This is a genomic window from Arthrobacter globiformis (assembly GCF_030817195.1).
Taxonomy (GTDB): Bacteria; Actinomycetota; Actinomycetes; order Actinomycetales; family Micrococcaceae; genus Arthrobacter; species Arthrobacter globiformis_D.
Map to the genome: position 1 here is coordinate 2,984,723 of NZ_JAUSYZ010000001.1, position 16,828 is coordinate 3,001,550.

General features: G+C 67.6%; 12 protein-coding genes. 6 read left to right on the forward strand and 6 right to left on the reverse strand.

All coding sequences use genetic code 11. From position 1 onward, the window contains the following. Positions 1–2: 2 nt before the first annotated feature. Together QF036_RS13505 and QF036_RS13510 are read right to left on the reverse strand one after the other, a co-directional pair. Complete coding sequence (locus QF036_RS13505) at positions 3–689, reverse strand: alpha/beta hydrolase family protein (protein ID WP_307102608.1); 687 nt, start codon at positions 687–689, stop codon at positions 3–5. A 234-nt stretch (positions 690–923) separates the two neighbouring features. Further along, positions 924–2,894: an alpha-amylase family protein gene (locus QF036_RS13510; RefSeq protein WP_307102610.1), complete on the reverse strand. Its 1,971-nt coding sequence runs from the start codon at positions 2,892–2,894 to the stop codon at positions 924–926. A 213-nt stretch (positions 2,895–3,107) separates the two neighbouring features. On the opposite strand from QF036_RS13510, the gene ligD reads away from it, so the two are divergent. Then, positions 3,108–4,130, forward strand: a complete 1,023-nt coding sequence (gene ligD / locus QF036_RS13515) for a non-homologous end-joining DNA ligase (protein ID WP_307102612.1) — start codon at positions 3,108–3,110, stop codon at positions 4,128–4,130. 103 nt (positions 4,131–4,233) lie between these two features. Here the strand turns inward: ligD and QF036_RS13520 are convergent, their stop codons facing one another. Both QF036_RS13520 and QF036_RS13525 read right to left on the reverse strand, forming a co-directional pair. Further along, the gene (locus tag QF036_RS13520; RefSeq protein ID WP_003805468.1) at positions 4,234–4,854 is read right to left on the reverse strand and encodes an L-threonylcarbamoyladenylate synthase; all 621 of its coding nucleotides are present in this window, start codon (positions 4,852–4,854) and stop codon (positions 4,234–4,236) included. Positions 4,855–4,929: 75 nt separating this feature from the next. Then, positions 4,930–6,906, reverse strand: coding sequence for an amino acid transporter (locus tag QF036_RS13525; RefSeq protein ID WP_307102614.1), 1,977 nt, complete (start codon positions 6,904–6,906; stop codon positions 4,930–4,932). A 166-nt stretch (positions 6,907–7,072) separates the two neighbouring features. Between QF036_RS13525 and QF036_RS13530 the strand changes: the two genes are divergently transcribed. The 3 genes from QF036_RS13530 (at position 7,073) to QF036_RS13540 (ending at position 10,329) form a co-directional block, all read left to right on the forward strand. Continuing rightward, a complete protein-coding gene (locus QF036_RS13530; protein WP_307102616.1) occupies positions 7,073–9,103 on the forward strand; it encodes a DUF4118 domain-containing protein in 2,031 nt (676 codons plus the stop codon). Beyond that, positions 9,100–9,774, forward strand: a complete 675-nt coding sequence (locus QF036_RS13535; protein WP_306923446.1) for a response regulator — start codon at positions 9,100–9,102, stop codon at positions 9,772–9,774. The genes QF036_RS13530 and QF036_RS13535 overlap by 4 nt, the downstream gene beginning before the upstream one ends. Positions 9,775–9,900: 126 nt before the next feature. Beyond that, positions 9,901–10,329 (forward strand): VOC family protein, encoded by a 429-nt coding sequence (locus QF036_RS13540; RefSeq protein WP_307102618.1) that lies wholly within the window; start codon positions 9,901–9,903, stop codon positions 10,327–10,329. A 36-nt stretch (positions 10,330–10,365) separates the two neighbouring features. Here QF036_RS13540 and QF036_RS13545 read toward each other — a convergent pair whose 3' ends face one another. Next, a complete protein-coding gene (locus tag QF036_RS13545) occupies positions 10,366–11,304 on the reverse strand; it encodes a LysR family transcriptional regulator (RefSeq protein ID WP_307105916.1) in 939 nt (312 codons plus the stop codon). 239 nt (positions 11,305–11,543) lie between these two features. Here QF036_RS13545 and QF036_RS13550 point away from each other — a divergent pair, with 239 nt between their 5' ends. Together QF036_RS13550 and QF036_RS13555 are read left to right on the forward strand one after the other, a co-directional pair. Next, positions 11,544–12,662: a PrpF domain-containing protein gene (locus QF036_RS13550; protein ID WP_307105918.1), complete on the forward strand. Its 1,119-nt coding sequence runs from the start codon at positions 11,544–11,546 to the stop codon at positions 12,660–12,662. Between the two features lie 10 nt (positions 12,663–12,672). Then, a complete protein-coding gene (locus tag QF036_RS13555; protein ID WP_003805482.1) occupies positions 12,673–14,121 on the forward strand; it encodes an SLC13 family permease in 1,449 nt (482 codons plus the stop codon). Positions 14,122–14,360: 239 nt separating this feature from the next. Here QF036_RS13555 and QF036_RS13560 read toward each other — a convergent pair whose 3' ends face one another. After that, on the reverse strand, positions 14,361–16,787 hold the full coding sequence (locus tag QF036_RS13560; protein WP_307102621.1) for a phosphoketolase family protein: 2,427 nt from the start codon (positions 16,785–16,787) through the stop codon (positions 14,361–14,363). Positions 16,788–16,828 lie beyond the last annotated feature (41 nt).

Below are 16,828 nucleotides of genomic sequence, written 5' to 3' on the forward strand. Positions count from 1 at the left end.
TCTTAACCGGCGGGGTTGTTGGCGCGCAGGAACGCTGCGACCGGCGCCGCCAGCGAGGCACCGATGTCCTCGGCGCTGCGCTTGTTTCCGGCGACCGCAAATGAGTGGTCGCCGCCCTCGCACCACTGGAGTGTGGCCGTCGGTCCGATCCGTGACACCACGCCTTCCAGCAGCTCCCGGGTGGCGAAGGTGTCGCGTGTTCCCTGCAGGAAAAGCATGGGGGTTTCCAGCCCGTAGAGGTGCTCGTCGCGGAGCTTCTCCGGCTTGCCCGGCGGGTGCAGCGGGTAGCCGAGGTAGATGAGGCCGGCGGCCGGCATGCCTTCTGCCACGGCCATGGAGGCCATCCGGCCGCCGAACGACTTCCCGGCCGCCCACACCGGCTCTGCTTCCCCTGCGGACTCGGCCCGGGCCGCCGCTTCGGCCATGGCCGCCCGCCAGGTGGCAATCGCCGCCGGCGGCCGGTCGGGGAACTTCCGGCCCGCCTCACGGTAAGGGAAGTTGAAGCGCAAGGTGGCGACGCCGTCGTCGTTCAGCGCGTCGGTGAACCCGCGCATGAACGGATGCTCCATGCCCGCCCCGGCGCCGTGGGCCAGCACGAGCGTTGCGAACGGATTGGCCGGCCGCGCGTAGGCACCGGAGACGTGGCCTTCGCCGACGGCGATGGTGACGGGGGAATCAGCGGTGGGCATGACTCCATCATGCCTGATCCGGACTCCCTGATCCGGACGCCGGCGTCGTGATGCACAGCCCGGGCACAGGCAGGCGAAAGTCTCCTCGGGGAGAACTGGCACTTGGTTGAGCAGTACGCCGGCATGCTGCAAATCCTCGTGATAGCCGGGTGCGTCGTCCTGGCGGGTGTTTTCGTCGCCGGAAAGATCAGGAAACCGCGCAGCAAGGTGAATGCCTAGCCGGCCGGTTGGCTACTAGGCCGGCACCACCCTGAGCCAGGCGTAATCCAGCGGCCGCAGCACGAGCCCCTCGTCGATCCGGACCGGCTCGTCGGAAAACAGGTCCAAAGCCTCGGCCGCGAATCCGGACAGCGTTTCCGCCGACACCACCTGCGGACCGTCACTGAAGTTGGCCAGGGCCAGGACCACCGTTCCCTCGCCGGGCCGCTGGTAACCCAGCACAGCGGGGTTGTTCGTGGTGAACGGATCGAGCCGGGTACCGGCCAGTTCGGGGGTTGCCCCGCGGACTTCCGCCAGCCGCCTGAGACCGGCAAACACGGCGCCCTCGGGCGTGGCCGGGTCCAGGCGCTTCGCGTATCTTTCTGCTGGGAACTGCGGCCGGTGCACCCATCGGCTGTCGGTCTCGTGGCCGTCCTCCAGCGTGTAGTCGTAGTCATTGAGCTGACCCACCTCGTCGCCGAGGTAGAGCAGCGGGATGCCGCCGGTGCTGAAGGCCACCGAGTGGGTGAGCAGAATGCGGCGGATGGCCTCGGCCGAACCGTCCTCCAGGCCGCACAGCGACGCCGTGGTGCCCGAGATGCGGCAGTCGCCGGTCCGCGGGTTGTCCTGGAACGGCACCCCGCGGGCGAAGCTGCCGGGGAAACGGTTGACGTAGAACGAATTCAGGAACCGGCGGTGGTCGAAGCCATTGATGCCGAACTCGGCGGCGTCCTCATCGGCGAACGTCCAGCCGATGTCGTCGTGGCTCCGCACATAGTTCACCCAGGACGTTCCCGGCGCAATGTTGTGCCGCCGCTCAAGGGCCTGGGCGAGCAGCGACACGTTCCGCGTGGCGAGGGCTTCCCAGGTCAGTGCCATCTGCAGCGGGTTATAGGAGAGCTGGCACTCGGCTGGATCGATGTACAGGGCCACCTCGTCCGGGTGCACGATCGCCTCGGACTTGAACAGCAGCGACGGTGCCGCCAGCCGGCAGACCGCGTTGAAGGCCTGCAGCAGGGTGTGCGCCTCAGGCAGACTCTCGCACGGTGTCCCCAGCTGCTTCCAGATGAAGGCCACAGCGTCCATCCGCAGGATGTCCACGCCCAGGTTGGCCAGGAACAGCATTTCTCCCGCCATGGCGCGAAACACCTCGGGGTTGGAGTAGTTGAGGTCCCACTGGAAGGTGTGGAAGGTGGCCCAGACCCACCGGCCGTCCGGCAGCTGTACGAAGGAGCCAGGGTGGTCCTCCGGGAAGATTTCGCGCACGTTCTGTTCGAACGCATCGGGCATGGCGCGGTCCGGGTAGATCCAGTAATAGTCGCTGTAGCGCGGATCGCCCTCGGCGGCCCGCTGCGCCCACTCGTGCTCGTTCGAGGTGTGGTTGAAGATGAAGTCCACCACCAGGCTGATGCCGTTCGCCCGCAGCTCGGCGGCAAGCGCCCGCAGCTGGGCCATGGTGCCGAGCTTCGGGTTGACCTCGCGGTAGCTGGACACGGCGTAGCCGCCGTCGGACAGGGGCTCCGGGGCCAGGAATAGAGGCATCAGGTGCAGGTAGGTGAGGCCGAGTTCCTTGAAATATGGGATGCGGGCCCGGACGCCCTCCAGGTCTGCCGCATAGCGGTCCACGTAGCAGACGCCGCCGAGCATGCGGTTGGACTGGAACCAATCGGTATTGCCTTCGCGGCCGGCGTCGAGCTCCTTCAGGTCTGCAGGCCGCTCCTTCCAGGAGCGGGCGACCTCCAGTGCGAGGGCCGCCAGCTGCTCCTCGATGTCCGCCCGCGATCCGTACAGCGATCGGAAAAGCCTGGTCAGGTCGGGGAAATGGAGGTCGAAGCGCTGCTCCAGTGCGGTCCAGTCCTGGCTGCCCTGCTCCAGTCCGGCTTTCCCGGCCACTGTGCTGAACAGATGGCGGCTGTCTGCCCGGGGTGCCCCGGACGGCTGCGGCGAACCGGATTCGCCGGCGGCGGATAGTCCCTGGGCAGCGTCCAGACTCGCGGGTTCAACCATGGAACGGGTCTCCTTCGACGATGCTCTGCGCCTGGCGGCGCCCGGTGGGTTTCATCCTTACAGATGGCCCCGCCGCTGCCCAGAGAGCGGGCAGGTGTTTCTTCGGGGCCGACGCCGGGACCCCTCACGTGATCCGCCCGCCACGGATCAATGGCAGGAATTGCGGCGGGCATACTGCTGACGCCTGCGGGCCGCGCGGGGTAGGTTGTCCCCATGGCCAGTGAACAGACCACCATCAGTGTCGACGGACCGGACGGCCCCCGGGAAATGCGCATCTCCAGCCCGAGCCGTGTGCTGTGGCCCGAGCTGGGGCTGACCAAGCTGGATCTCGCACGCTACATCGTGGATGTGGGTGAGGCCTTTATCAGGGCGAATGGCGACCGGCCGGTGTCCCTCCAGCGGTTTTCGGACAACGTCGACGGCGAGCAGTTCTTCTCCAAGAATCCGCCGAAGGGGACGCCGGACTTCATCCGTTCGGTCAAGGTGGTCTATCCGAGCGCGCGCTCGCATCCCCAGCTGGTCCTGGACGAACCTGCGGCCGCAGTATGGGCGGTGCAGATGAACACCGTCGTCTTCCACCCGTGGCCCTCCCGCGCCGAAAATTCGGATAACCCGGATCAGCTGCGCATCGACCTTGACCCGCAGCCCGGCACGGACTTCGACGACGCAGTCCCTGCGGCCCTGGAGTTGAGGAAAGTGCTGTCGGAGGCTGGGCTGAACGCATTTATCAAGACATCGGGGAACCGCGGCCTGCACGTGTACGCGCCCATTGAGCCTACCCGCGAGTTCCTGGACGTCCGCCATGCCGTCATCGGTGCCGCCCGGGAACTCGAGCGGCGGATGCCGGACAAGGTGACCACGAACTGGTGGAAGGAGGAACGCGGGGAGCGAATCTTCCTCGATTTCAACCAGGCCAACCGCGACCGCACCATCGCCGGCGCCTACAGCCCGCGGGCCCTCCCGCACGCTTCCGTGTCGTGTCCCATCACCTGGGATGAACTGGAGAGCGTGAATCCAAAGGACTTCACCATCCTCACCGTGCCGGACAGGCTGAAGACGCTGGGGGACCCGTGGGCAGAGATGCATGCCAGCCCGGGCACCATCGACACACTGCTGGGGTGGTGGGAGCGCGACCTCGAGAACGGACTGGGGGAACTGCCGTTCCCGCCGGACTACCCCAAGATGCCGGGCGAACCGCCCCGCGTGCAGCCCAGCAGGGCGAAGAAGCCCGAGTAGCCGGGGGCAGCGCCCCGCCCCGGGCGTAGGCACCGCCCCGCCCGGGGCGGTGCCTACGCCCGGACTCCGCGCAACCTAGACCCGTCCCTACTCAAACCTGTCCCTACTCAAACCGCGACGGGTCGCCGGTACCGCGGCGCACCACCTCGGCAGTGCCGCCGGAGAAGTCGACGACGGTGGTCGGTTCGGAGCCGGTGTCACCGGACTCGATCACCGCGTCCACCACATGGTCCAGCCGCTCCTTGATTTCCCAGCCCTGGGTCAGCGGGTCCTCTTCGTCCGGCAGCAGCAGCGTGCTGGACAGCAAAGGTTCGCCAAGCTCCGCCAGCAGCGCCTGGACGAAGTTGTGCCGCGGAATGCGCACACCCACCGTCTTCTTCTTCGGGTGCAGCAGCCGGCGCGGGACCTCCTTGGTGGCCGGCAGGATGAAGGTGTAGCTGCCCGGCGTGACGGACTTGATGCTGCGGAACACGTCGTTGCCGATGTTCACGAACTGCCCAAGCTGGGCGAAATCCCGGCAGACAAGCGTGAAATGGTGTTTGTCGTCCAGCTGGCGGATGGAACGGATCCGGTCCAGCGCCTCCTTGTTGCCCAGCTGGGCGCCGAGGGCGTAGCAGGAGTCCGTAGGGTAGGCGATCAGCCCGCCCGATCGAAGGAGCTCCACGATCTGTGAAATCGCGCGGGGCTGGGGGTCCTCGGGGTGGACATCAAAGAATTTCGCCATGCGTTGAGCCTACGGCCCGGCCGCCGTCCACGCACGCACCCACACGCACCGCCGCGTCCAGTCAGCCCCGCCCGCTCACCCCACGTGCACCCACGGCCGCCTGGTGACCTCCGGTTCGGCTTCCCGCAGCACTTCCCGCGTGACCGGCGCGATCTCACCTTCCCCGAGGAACAGGAAGCGCAGCAGGTTCACCACGGGATTCCCCTCCGTCCAGCGGAAATAGATGTGCGGCATGAGCCCGGTGACGTCCCGGATGTGCAGGAGCACGGACGCGATGGTGTTCGGAACGACGGGCCCGTGCACCTCCAGCACCCGGTAGCCGTGCCGCACCACCCCGTGCACCTGCAGCTCGGTTTCGAAGTCCGAGGAGTCGTCAACGATCACCTCAAGGAACAGCGCCTCGTAATGGACCGGCAGGCGGCTGACCTCGATGGCGGATGTCAGCTTCTGCCGGTACGCCTCCGCGGTCAGCCTGCGGGGCTCGTGCGCGATGATCCCGATCGGGCCGCTCTCGTCCGCGGCGACGAATTCCAAGGCCGTCCGGTCGAGGCGGACGTGGGTAGCGTGCAGCTCGAAGGACCGCCCGATCCTGGACAGCAGCGAAATGACGATGATGCCGGCGATGAAGAACCCCGCGATACGGATGCCCTCGGGCCGCTCAATGACGTTCGCGACCGTCGTGTAGATGAACACCAGCGCGATCAGCCCGAAGCCGGCGGTGCGCTTCCGCTGCCGGCGGCGCCGGGCGGACAGTGCGACGGCGACTGCCGCGGAGGTCATCAGCACCAGCACGCCGGTGGCGTACGCACCGCCCTGGGCGTCGACGTCGGCCTCGAAAAGAATGGTGACAAGGAAGGCGATGAAGCCGAAAACCAGCACCAGCGGCCGGACGCCCTTCGCCCACTCGGGCGCCATCCCGTATCGCGGCAGGTACCTCGGCACCAGGTTCAACAGCCCGGCCATCGCCGACGCTCCCGCGAACCACAGGATGGCGATGGTGCTCAGGTCGTAGACCGTGCCGAACCCGTTCCCCAGGTACTGGTGGGCGAGGAAGGCAAGGGCGCGTCCGTTGGCCTGCCCGCCGGGTTGAAATTCGGCCGCCGGAATGAGGATTACCGTGGTGAGGCTGCTGGCGATGAGGAACGCGCTCATGATCAGCGCGGCCGTGGTCAGCATGCGGCGGGTTCCCTCGACGCGGCCCGCCGGGTCCTCCTCGGTGTCCGAATCCCGCCCCCGGACCTGCGGCATGACCGCCACGCCGGTTTCGAAGCCGGACAGCCCAAGGGCCAGTTTGGGAAACACCAGCAGCGCTATGGCCACCGCCAGGACAGGATTGCCGTGCGACGTCCCCAGGGCCTGCCACCAGTCACCGACGGCGGTCGGGTGGCCCAGGGTTTCGACGGCGGCTCTTGCCACCACCACGACGTTCAGTCCCAGATAAACCGCCACCAGGACGACGGCGATCCCGATCGCCTCCTTGAACCCCCGCAGGAAGACGCCAGCAAGCAGCGCCAGGAGAACGAGGGTCACCGTCACCTCCTGCCCCTGCAGCCACAACGGGGCGTAAGGATTCTGGATGAGGTGCGCCGTGGCGTCGGCGGCGGAGAGGGTCATGGTGATCATGAAGTCCGTCGCCGCAAAGCCGAGCAGCACCAGGACGAACAGCTTGCCGCCCCAGCGGGGGAGAAGCCCCTCCAGCATGGCGATGGAACCCTCGCCGTGGGAACTTTCACCCGCCACGCGGCGGTACACCGGCAGTGCCCCGAACAGAGTGACGGCCACCAGGACCAGCGTGGCCAGCGGGGAAATGACGCCGGCCGCGAGCGCGGCCATGGCGGGCTGGTAGCCGAGCGTGGAGAAGTAGTCCACGCCGGTCAGGCACATGACCTGCCACCATGCATGCTTCCGCTCGTGGGCCGTGGTCCGGCCGCCGGGTCCCTGGTGGGATCCCTTACTGTCCTGAAGGCCCAGCAGCAGCCAGCTGTGAAGCCGCTGCCTCCGGGTGCGGTGCAGCTCCGACGGTTCCGCCGGTGGGCGGCTCATGGTCGTCATGGTGCCTTTCAGCCCGGGGCACTTCGCTGCGGGCACTGCCGAACGTAGCATCGGGCAGGAGCGCCAGGACCGCCGGCAGCGGAATCTTGACGGATCCTTAACGCCGGTGTGAAGCACCCCACCGCCCGTGCCGCGTTGGCCGGCGGACAGGTGAAAGAATGGCGTCATGGCAGGGGAACGGATCGTCATTGGCCTGTCGGGAGGCCTTGAGGGGGAGGTCCTGATCCGCCGTGCCGTCAAGGTCCTGGACGGAGCCGGTGGCGGGGACCTGCTCGCCGTCCACATCCGTTCCGCGGAGGGCGCCTCGCGGGAATCAACCAGCGCCCTCGAATCACAGCGCCGCCTGGTGGTGGAGCTGGGCGGCAGTTACCACACCGTCGCCGCAGCTGACCCCGTCGAAGCACTCCTCGGGTTCGCGTCCCACGTCGGCGCCACCCGGCTGGTCATCGGCCAGTCGCGGGCACACCCGCTGTCGAGGCTTATCACCGGCGCCACGGAGACACGGATCATCCGCCGTGCAGGCGACCTCGACGTGCAGGTGGTGCCGCATCCCCTGGCCGGGCGCGGCACAGGCCGGCGGCGACAGCGGGACCTCGGCCGCGTGCGCGTCGCCGTCGGGTTCGTGCTGGCGGCCGCCGTCCCCATCCTGATGCAGCTGGCGCTCGCCGTCATCGAGCACAGCGTGGCCACCGCCGTCCTGGTCCAGCTCGCCGGGGCTGTGGCCGTTGCGCTGGTGGGAGGCCTGTGGCCGGCTGTCGCGGGTGCGCTCTGGAGCAGCCTGCTGGTCAACTACTTCTCGACGCCGCCGCTTGGTGAACTGGCCATCAAAGACCCGCAGGACCTGCTTTCCCTGGCCGTGTTCGTGGGCGTCTCGGTGGCTGTGGCCGGCGTGGTGGACAGGTCCGCCCGGCGGTCCAAGGAAGCCGCACGGGCGCGCGCCGAGGCGGCGACGCTCGGCGAGCTGGCCCGCGGAGCCACACGCGCGGAGGACCACGTGGGCAGTCTCCTGGAACAGGCCCTGGACGTCTTTGGAGTCCGCGGAGCGGCTCTCTTCAGCGGGACGGCTTCCCGAAGCGGGCTGGCTTCCGGCGGCGTGCAGCCTTTCGGTGAGGCAGCCGCTTTCCGCGACGGGGAGGGCGGGGCAGTGCGGAAGCTTCTGGCGAGTGCGGGCGAGCTGACCGATTCTGAACGGGAAGGCGCGGACTTTGCCGAGCACACTGTGGAACCGGTCGACGACGGCACCTGGCTGGTGTTGTTCGGCAGGACGGTGCCGGCTGCGGACAGCAGCCTGCTGGGCGCCTTCGCAGCGCACGTGCTGGCACAGCTGGAGCGCCGGCAGCTGGCCGCCAGCCGTGTGGAGGTGCTGCGGCTGGCCGAAGGCAACACCATGCGCACCGCCATCCTCCGGGCCGTCTCGCACGACCTCCGCACGCCGCTCGCCGGTATCAAGCTCGCCGTCGGCGGTCTCCTGCAGACCGCCGTCACGTATACGCCTGAGGAGAAACAGGAGCTGTTGGAAACCATCGACGAATGTTCGGACCGGCTGGACGCCCTGGTGGGGAACCTCCTCGACATGTCCAGGATCACGGCCGACTCGGTACGCCCCCTGATGAAGCCTGTCCGGTGGCTCGACGTCGTGCCCCCGGCGCTGCGCGGCCTTCCGCCGGGCAGCGTGCGGGTGGTGTTGCCGCCGAACCTTCCCGCCGTCGACGCTGACGCCGTCCTGCTGGAACGCGTGATCGCCAACATCGCGGAAAACGCAGTCAAGTACGCGCCCGCATCGGACGTCACCGTGACCTCGGCGTCGGGCGGGCTCAGCAGCGCCGTCCTCAACGGCCACCCGGCCGGCGAACTGCGGATCATCGACCACGGACGCGGCGTGCCGGACCGCAATGTGCCGGCGATGTTCCGGCCCTTCCAGCGCCTGGACGATCTGTCACAGTCAACCGGCGTGGGACTCGGGCTTGCGGTGGCCAGGGGATTCGTCTCGGCCATGGGCGGCAGCCTGACGGCGGAGGAGACGCCCGGCGGGGGACTCACGATGGTCATCCGGCTTCCCCTCTCGACGGGGCACGACTCACCAGGGCATGGCTCAACAGGGCACGACCCAACACGGCATGACAGGCACGACGGCGGCCCGTCCGCCGTTTTTCCCGCTGATTCTCCGGCCGTTGCTCCCCAGGAGACTGCCCCGTGACCGGTGTCCTCGTGGTCGACGATGACCAGCATCTGCTGAAGGCCCTGCGGATCACGCTGCAGGCACATGGCTACGCCGTGGAGACGGCCGCGGACGGGGAGGCGGCGCTGATTGCCGCCTCCCGCAATCCGCCCGGGATTGTTGTCCTGGACCTCGGACTGCCCGACATGGACGGCGCGGCGGTCCTCCGGGAACTCCGCCGCTGGAGTACCGCGCCGGTCCTGGTGCTCTCGGCCCGGCACGGCTCATCAGACAAGGTGGACGCCCTCGACGCCGGCGCGGACGACTACATCACCAAGCCCTTCGGACTGGAGGAGCTCTTGGCCCGGCTTCGCGCCCTCCTGCGCCGGGCCCCGGAAGCCACCGAGCCGTCCACGGTAGACACCCCGGAGTTCAGCGTGGACCTGGGACGGCGGATGGTCACCCGGAACGGAGAACCCGTGCGGCTCACTCCCACGGAGTGGAGCATCCTCGAACTGCTGGTACGGAACCCGGGGAAGCTCATCACCCAGCAGCAGATCCTGGCCAGCGTGTGGGGCCCGGCCTACGAAAAGGAAGCCAACTACCTGCGCGTCTACATGGCGCAGCTGCGGCGCAAGCTCGAGGCGGACACCGGCAACCCGCGCCATCTGCTGACCGAGGCCGGCATTGGCTACCGCTTCCGGCCCTGACCTGCACTTATGAACGGCTCATGAACTTCCGTGAACCCCTATGAAGGGGAGCCGGATTCGGGCAACATGTGTAGTGCCGGGGCGCCGCTCACCACGCGCCACATGTACACCCGAAGGAGAACCATCGTGTCCACCCTGCTCAACCCGTACATCAGCTTCCGTGACAACGCCCGCGATGCCATGACCTTCTACCAGTCGGTGTTCGGCGGTGAGCTGGCGCTCAGCACCTTCGGGGAGTTCCAGGCCAGTGAAGATCCCGCGGAGGCGGACAAGATCATGCATGGGATGCTGACCTCGGAGGGGCTCGTGCTCATGGGGGCCGACACGCCCAACTCCATGGATTACTCGCCGGGGACCAACATTTCCGTGTCGCTCAGCGGGGACGACGAGGCCGAACTGCGCGGCTACTACGACAAGTTGTCAGGCGAAGGTGGCTCAGTCACTGTGCCGATGGACAAGGCACCTTGGGGCGACATCTTCGGCATGTGCACCGACAGGTTCGGCATCGCGTGGCTGGTCAACGTCAACACAGGCGCGGCAGCTCCTGCTTCCTAGCGACGAAGAAGGCATTTAAACGGCTTCGGGGCCGGTCTAGAGGTAGTCGCCGGCCCGTTCGCGCGCAATTTCCAGCAGGGTGGACTGGAAGGCCACCTCGGCCGGGGCGTAGACCTTGTCCTCGCGCTGCGCCAGCAGAACCCGCCGCAACGGGGCAGCGGCACCCAGGCTCAGCACCTTCACGTCGGGATGCTGCAGTGCCACGGCAGTCTTGGGCACCATGGCCACACCCATACCCACGCTGACCATGGCCTGGGCTTCCTGGTAGTCGTTGGCCAGGAAGGCAATCTTGGGTTCGAACCCGGTGTCGTGGGCGGAACGCTGCAGAACCTCGACGACGGGGTGGGCCTCGGCGCGCACAATCCAGGACTCGTTGCGCAGCTCCGCCATGCTTACCTGTTCCCGGTCGGCCAGCGGATGGCTGCGGGCCACCAGGATCACGGTGCTCTCCCGGAAGACCTCTGTGACCCGGATGGAGTCGTCCCGGAACGGATTCCACGGGTAGTCCCAGAGAAGGCACAGTCCCGTAGCCCCGGACTGCAGATCTGCCACGAGTTCATCGAAGCGGGCGCTGCGCAACGAGAGGTTGATGGCCGGATAGCGCTTCTTGAAGGTCCGGATGACGATTGGCAGGAAGGATCCGGCCAGGGTGGGGAAGGTGCCAACGGTAAGCGAACCGCGTTTGAGGCCGGCAATCTGGCCCAGGTCGGACCGGGCCGCCTGCATCTGCCAGATAATCTTGCGGGCGTGGCCAGCCAGCACCTGGCCGGCTTCGGTAGGCACTACCCCGCGGGAGCGGCGGGTGAGGAGAGGCTGCCCCACCTCTTGTTCGAGCTTACGCAGCTGCTGGGAGACAGCCGAGGGCGTGTACATCATGAGGTCTGCCGCGGCCGTGATGGAGCCCTGCTCCACCACTTCCAGCAGCAGGGCCAGGCGCCTGATATCGAACAAGTCCTGGCTTTCATCGTTAAGCAACGCTTCGCCCTTCTTCGCATTTGGTTCATTCACTGTTAGGCGGCGGCCTGAACCTACGAGATGCCGCATCCGGATAGGCCAGCGAGGGGAGAGATGCAGGGAACAGCCCTCTCCTTCGCGGTGAGTTAAGCATCCCTACATCCCCCAACAATAATCCAACATTGTCTAAAAGTGTGATCTGGATCAATCTCTTCTCAGGCGCTGATAACGAAATCGAGCACGAGGAGAAGCGGTACACCATGAAGATCCAAGCCCAATGGATGCGCGGAGGCACCAGCAAGTGCTGGGTGTTCGAAGCGGAGCATCTTCAGGAGGCCGGCACCAGCCTCGATGTGCTGCTGCCGCGGCTGTTCGGCAGCCCGGACTCGCGCCAAATCGACGGCGTCGGCGGAGCCACCTCGACTACGAGCAAGGCTGTGATCCTGCACCGGCCCGTCAGCGACGACGTCGACGTCGAGTACACCTTCGCCCAGGTGGGCATCGAAGAGGCCGCGGTGGACTGGGGCAGCAACTGCGGTAACGGCTCGGCGGTGGTGGGTCTGTACGCCATCGAGCAGGGGTGGGTGCCTCCCACCGGCGACGTCACCCGGATCGTCACCCGCAACACCAATACCAACCAAATCATCGTCCAGCGCGTGCCCACCCCCGCCGGCGCTCTGGCAGCGGTTCCGGACGCCCAGATGCCCGGCGTACCCTTCCCCGGCTACGCAGTGGGGCTGGGCTTCCAGGACCCTGCCGGCAAGACAACCGGTTCCCTGCTGCCCACCGGTGCGGCCACGGATACCATCACCGCCGGTGGAACCCGCTGGACAGTGTCCATGGTCGACGCCGGAGCTCCGGTGGTGATGGTCCGCGCCGAGGAGCTCGGCCTGGACCCGGCGCGGTACGACAGCTGGCGCGCCGGTGTGGAGTTGCAACTGGATACCCTGGAGCTGATCCGGCGCCAGGCAGCGGTGCGGATGGGGCTGGTCGCCACGACAGCGGAAGCGGCGCGGGCCATCCCCAAACTCGCCATCGTCGGTGCGCCCACCCAGGCCGACCCCGGCTGCGACGCCAACGTCATGATGCTCTCCATGGGCAAACCCCACCCGGCCCTGGCCATCACCGGCAGCATCGCCCTGACCCTGGCCGCCCGCACCTCCGGCACCGTGCTGCACAGCATCACGGGTGACAGCCTGGGGAGCACGCTCCGGCTCCGGACGCCCGCCGGGGTCATCGAGACGTGGAGCGAGGAGCAGGGCAGGACGCTCCTCGTCGGCGTCGACCGCACGGCCCGCACGATCGCCACCACCATCATCCATCTCCCCGAGGACAGCGGCAGCGCCGTCGCTGCCTCCCTCGCGGGAGCAAATCGCTGAGGAGACCATCATGACCAAGACTGAGACCCGCACCATTGCCGCTGCGGGCGAGACCCGCGGCGAAGACACCAGGCGTCCCACCCGACGCCGCCGTATCCTACTGGTGGCGGTGGCCGCCGGTTTCGCGATCCTGGCGTTGATTGCCCTCATGCTGGGGGGTGACATCTTCAACCCGGCGGCCACCGCGGAACGGGAGCCCACCATGACCGCTGTGCAGATCATCCCGCTCGTCATCCTTGTGGTTATGTTCGTCGTCGCCACGAAGTGGCCGCTGAACATCGGCGTCATGGGGCTGGTCGCATCCTTCGGCGTCGGCTACTTCATGCTTGGAATGACCGACAAGCAGATCCTTGAAGAATTCCCGGCCAGCATCGTCCTGACGATCATCGGCGTCACCTACTTCTTCAGCATGGCCCAGCGGAACGGGACCATCGACATCATCGTCCGGACCTGCGTGCGCCTCGTCAGGGGCAAGACGATGCTGTTGCCGTGGGTGTTCTTCCTGATCGCTGCCGCGCTGACATCCTTGGGCACCTTCTCACCGGCCGCCGTCGCGCTGCTGGCACCGGCGGCCATCGGATTCGCCTACGAGTCGCGCATCCACCCCGTGCTGATGGGCGCGTTCATCATCAACGGTGCCCACGCCGGCGGCTTCTCGCCACTCTCGGTGGCGGGCGTACTGGTGCACGACATCGCACTGAAGAACGACTTTCCCATTTCCCAGGGCGCACTCTTCGCCGCCAGCTTCGCCGTCAACCTCATCCTCTCCGCACTGACAGTGGTCCTGTTCGCCCTCATCGGCAAACTGCGCGACAGCCACGGCGGCCAGCACGCCGACGTCGACACCTCCCGCACCGGCCGTCCCCATGGCCAGCAAATCTTCACGCTGGCCCTGATCGCCGTGATGCTGGTGTGCACCCTGGGCTTCCACATGCCCATCGGCTTTGTGGCCCTCTCCGCCGGCCTCCTGCTGGCGTTCGTGAACATCAAGGAACACCGGACCTTCGTGGGCGGAGTCTCCTGGTCCACCGTCCTGCTGGTCGCCGGAATGATCACCTACGTCTCCCTGCTCCAGCACGTGGGCGTCATCGACACCCTCGCCGAGCAGGCCCTGGCACTGGGCGCACCGCTGCTCATCGCACTGGTCCTCTGCTACGTGATCGGCGTCGGCTCAGCCTTCGCCTCCTCCACCGCCTTGCTGACCGCGTTCATCCCGCTGGCCGGCCCGCTGCTGGCCACGAGCTCGCTGAGCGCGTCCGGAACGGTGGCGGCCCTCGCGATCGCGGCCACCGTCGTGGACGTCTCGCCCTTCTCCACCGACGGTGCCCTGGTGGTCGCCAACGCCCGCGAGGACGACCGGCAGCGCGTCTACAAGCAGTTGATGATGTATGCCGGGGGTGTCGTGCTGGTCGCCCCGGCCCTGGCCTGGGCACTGCTGGTACCCACCGGCATCATGTAACCGGTCCCAACACCGCGATCTGCGGACGGACCCTCATCATCCAGAACAGCTGGAGATCCATGACTGCCGGACACACCCGGCATGCGTCGGTCCCCGACCCTGCACTCCATCGCAACAGGTAGCCCGAAGGACGGGCGCGGGACGCGGGTCCGCACGCAGAAGGCAGGGAGACGGCAACGTCTCCCTGCCTTCGCCGCAAGCCCGCGCAGCGACGCTTTTTGAGTGTCCCAACCGGCTGTTCAGGAACCTGGCGGCGACCAGACCCACTCGCGGATATCGGGCAGGTCTTCGAAGTGCTCCCTGATGTACCCGGCGTGGGCGTCCAACTGCTGGTTGCAGTGGTCGGCCAGGGCCTCCGCGCCGTCGAAATGCCGAGGCATCCGGCGGAGTGCCTCCAGTGCCAGGTGGTAGCGGCTCATCCGGTTGAGCACCACCATGTCGAACGGCGTGGTGGTGGTGCCCTGCTGGCTGTAGCCGCGGACGTGGAACCTCTCCGGGTTCGGCCGGCCGTGCAGGAGCTGGTGGAAGGAACGGGCGTAGCCGTGCCAGGCCACGATCACCTCGCCGGTGTCCGTAAACAGCGAAGTGAACGTCCCGTCGTCGAGCCCGTGGGGGTGCACGTCCCGCGGCGGAAGCACCATGGCGTCCATGACGTTCACCACGCGCACGGTGGCCTCCGGAACGTGGCGCTGCAACAGCCAGGCGGCCGCCAGTGCCTCCTCGGTGGGGATGTCGCCGGCGCAGGCGAGAATGATGTCGGGTTCAGCGCTGCTGCCATTCTCGTTGCCGGCCCAATCCCACCGGGACGCTCCTGCCTCGGCGTGCGCGTGGGCTTCCGCCAGTGTGAGGTACTGGGGATGGGACTGCTTGTCGACGACGACCAGGTTCACGTAGTCCTTGCTGCGCAGGGCGTGCTCTGCGGCCGCCAGCAGCGTGTTGGTGTCCGGCGGCAGGTAGATCCTCGTCACCTCGCCGGACAGGGACAGCACGGTGTCGATCAGGCCCGGGCCCTGGTGGCTGAAGCCGTTGTGGTCATTGCGCCAGCACGTGGAGGTCAGCAGGATGTTCAGGCTCGGCACCGGTGAACGCCACTCCAGCTCCCGGGCGTGCTGCAGCCATTTGGCGTGCTGGACGGTCATGGAGGCGCTGACCATGGCGAACGCCTCGTAGCTGGCGAAGAACCCGTGCCGGCCCGTCAGCAGGTAGCCCTCCAGCCAGCCCTGGCACAGGTGCTCGGAGAGCACCTCCATCACGCGCCCGTCCGCCGAGACGTGGTCATCCCCGTCGCTTCCGGGCAGCAGGAGGCAGCGGTCGGTGGCCTCGAAGACGGCGCCCAGCCTGTTGCTGTTGGTCTCGTCCGGGCAGAAAAGCCGGAACCGGGGGTTGTCCTCCGTCCCGGTGTAGAGGTCGCGGAACAGCTCACCCAGCGGCTTGGTGGTTTCGATGCTGGTGGAGCCCGGCCGTCCGGGGTCGACGGCATACTGCGCGAGGTCGGGAATCTCCAGCGGGACGGACGGCTGGCCGTTGGCCCAGGGTGCGGCCCCCATCCGGAGCCTGCCTTCAGGTGCCAGTGCGGCCAGTTCGGGCAGGAGCCGGCCGCCGTCGTCGAACAGCGATTCCGGCTGGTAGGAGCGCATCCACTGCTCCAGCTGCGCCAGGTGCTCCGGATCGTCCTTGACGCCGGACAGGGGAACCTGGTGCGCACGGAACGTACCTTCCACCGGGCTGCCGTCCACGGTTTCCGGGCCCGTCCACCCCTTGGGCGTGCGCAGGATGATCGCCGGCCAGGGTGCCGCCGTCGTTCGATTTCGCGTTAGATTGCGGCCGGTTCCGGTATCGCCGGAACCGGCTTCCCGGGTGTCCCGCTGGATGCCCCGGATCGAGGCATACGCATTGTCGAGCGCGGCGGCCAGGGCCCGGTGGACCTCCTCAGGCTGGTCGCCGGAGACCGTCACGGGCTCCCAGCCGTTGGCGCGCAGCAGCGCCTCAACATCTTCGTCAGACCGGCGGCCCAGGACAGTAGGGCCGGAAATTTTGGCCCCGTTGAGGTGCAGGATGGGCAGGACCCCGCCGTCCCGCACGGGGTTGAGGAAGAACGGTGCCGTCCAGGAGGCGGCGAGCGGGCCGGTCTCGGCTTCGCCGTCGCCCACCACGCAGGCGGCAATGAGTCCGGGGTTGTCCATCACCGCGCCGGTGGCGTGCATGAGTGAATAGCCCAGCTCGCCGCCCTCGTGGATGGATCCGGGCGTGGCGGGGCCCACGTGGCTGCCCACGCCGCCCGGCGTCGAAAACTGCCGTGCCAGCCGGTGCAGGCCGGCAGCGTCGCGGCTGACGTCGGGGTAGATCTCGGAGTAGGTGCCTTCGAGGTAGACGTTCGCCACCACGGACGGTCCGCCGTGGCCCGGCCCGGCGATGAACAGGACCTCGGCAGACGTATTCCTGATCAGGCGGTTCAGGTGGGCGTAGATCAGCGACAGCCCGGGTCCGGTGCCCCAGTGGCCCAGCAGCCGCGGCTTGATGTGTTCCGGCCGCAGCGGCTCCCGAAGCAATGCATTGTCCTGGAGGTAGATCTGGGCCACCGTCAGGTAGTTCGCCGCGCTCCAGTAGCGGTGGAGGAGGTCCAGTTCGTCGTCCGAAATTGCCCCGTTTGCCCCGGCCATGCCCATGAATGTGCCTTCCGTCGGATCCGTTCCCGCGCTGACGGGCA

What these genes read in the sequence shown, in the direction of transcription:
- QF036_RS13505 (WP_307102608.1), bottom strand. Translation starts at nt 689, where the DNA reads ATGCCCACCGCTGATTCCCCCGTCACCATCGCCGTCGGCGAAGGCCAC.
- QF036_RS13510 (WP_307102610.1), bottom strand. Translation starts at nt 2,894, where the DNA reads ATGGTTGAACCCGCGAGTCTGGACGCTGCCCAGGGACTATCCGCCGCC.
- ligD (WP_307102612.1), top strand. Translation starts at nt 3,108, where the DNA reads ATGGCCAGTGAACAGACCACCATCAGTGTCGACGGACCGGACGGCCCC.
- QF036_RS13520 (WP_003805468.1), bottom strand. Translation starts at nt 4,854, where the DNA reads ATGGCGAAATTCTTTGATGTCCACCCCGAGGACCCCCAGCCCCGCGCG.
- QF036_RS13525 (WP_307102614.1), bottom strand. Translation starts at nt 6,906, where the DNA reads ATGACGACCATGAGCCGCCCACCGGCGGAACCGTCGGAGCTGCACCGC.
- QF036_RS13530 (WP_307102616.1), top strand. Translation starts at nt 7,073, where the DNA reads ATGGCAGGGGAACGGATCGTCATTGGCCTGTCGGGAGGCCTTGAGGGG.
- QF036_RS13550 (WP_307105918.1), top strand. Translation starts at nt 11,544, where the DNA reads ATGAAGATCCAAGCCCAATGGATGCGCGGAGGCACCAGCAAGTGCTGG.
- QF036_RS13555 (WP_003805482.1), top strand. Translation starts at nt 12,673, where the DNA reads ATGACCAAGACTGAGACCCGCACCATTGCCGCTGCGGGCGAGACCCGC.
- QF036_RS13560 (WP_307102621.1), bottom strand. Translation starts at nt 16,787, where the DNA reads ATGGGCATGGCCGGGGCAAACGGGGCAATTTCGGACGACGAACTGGAC.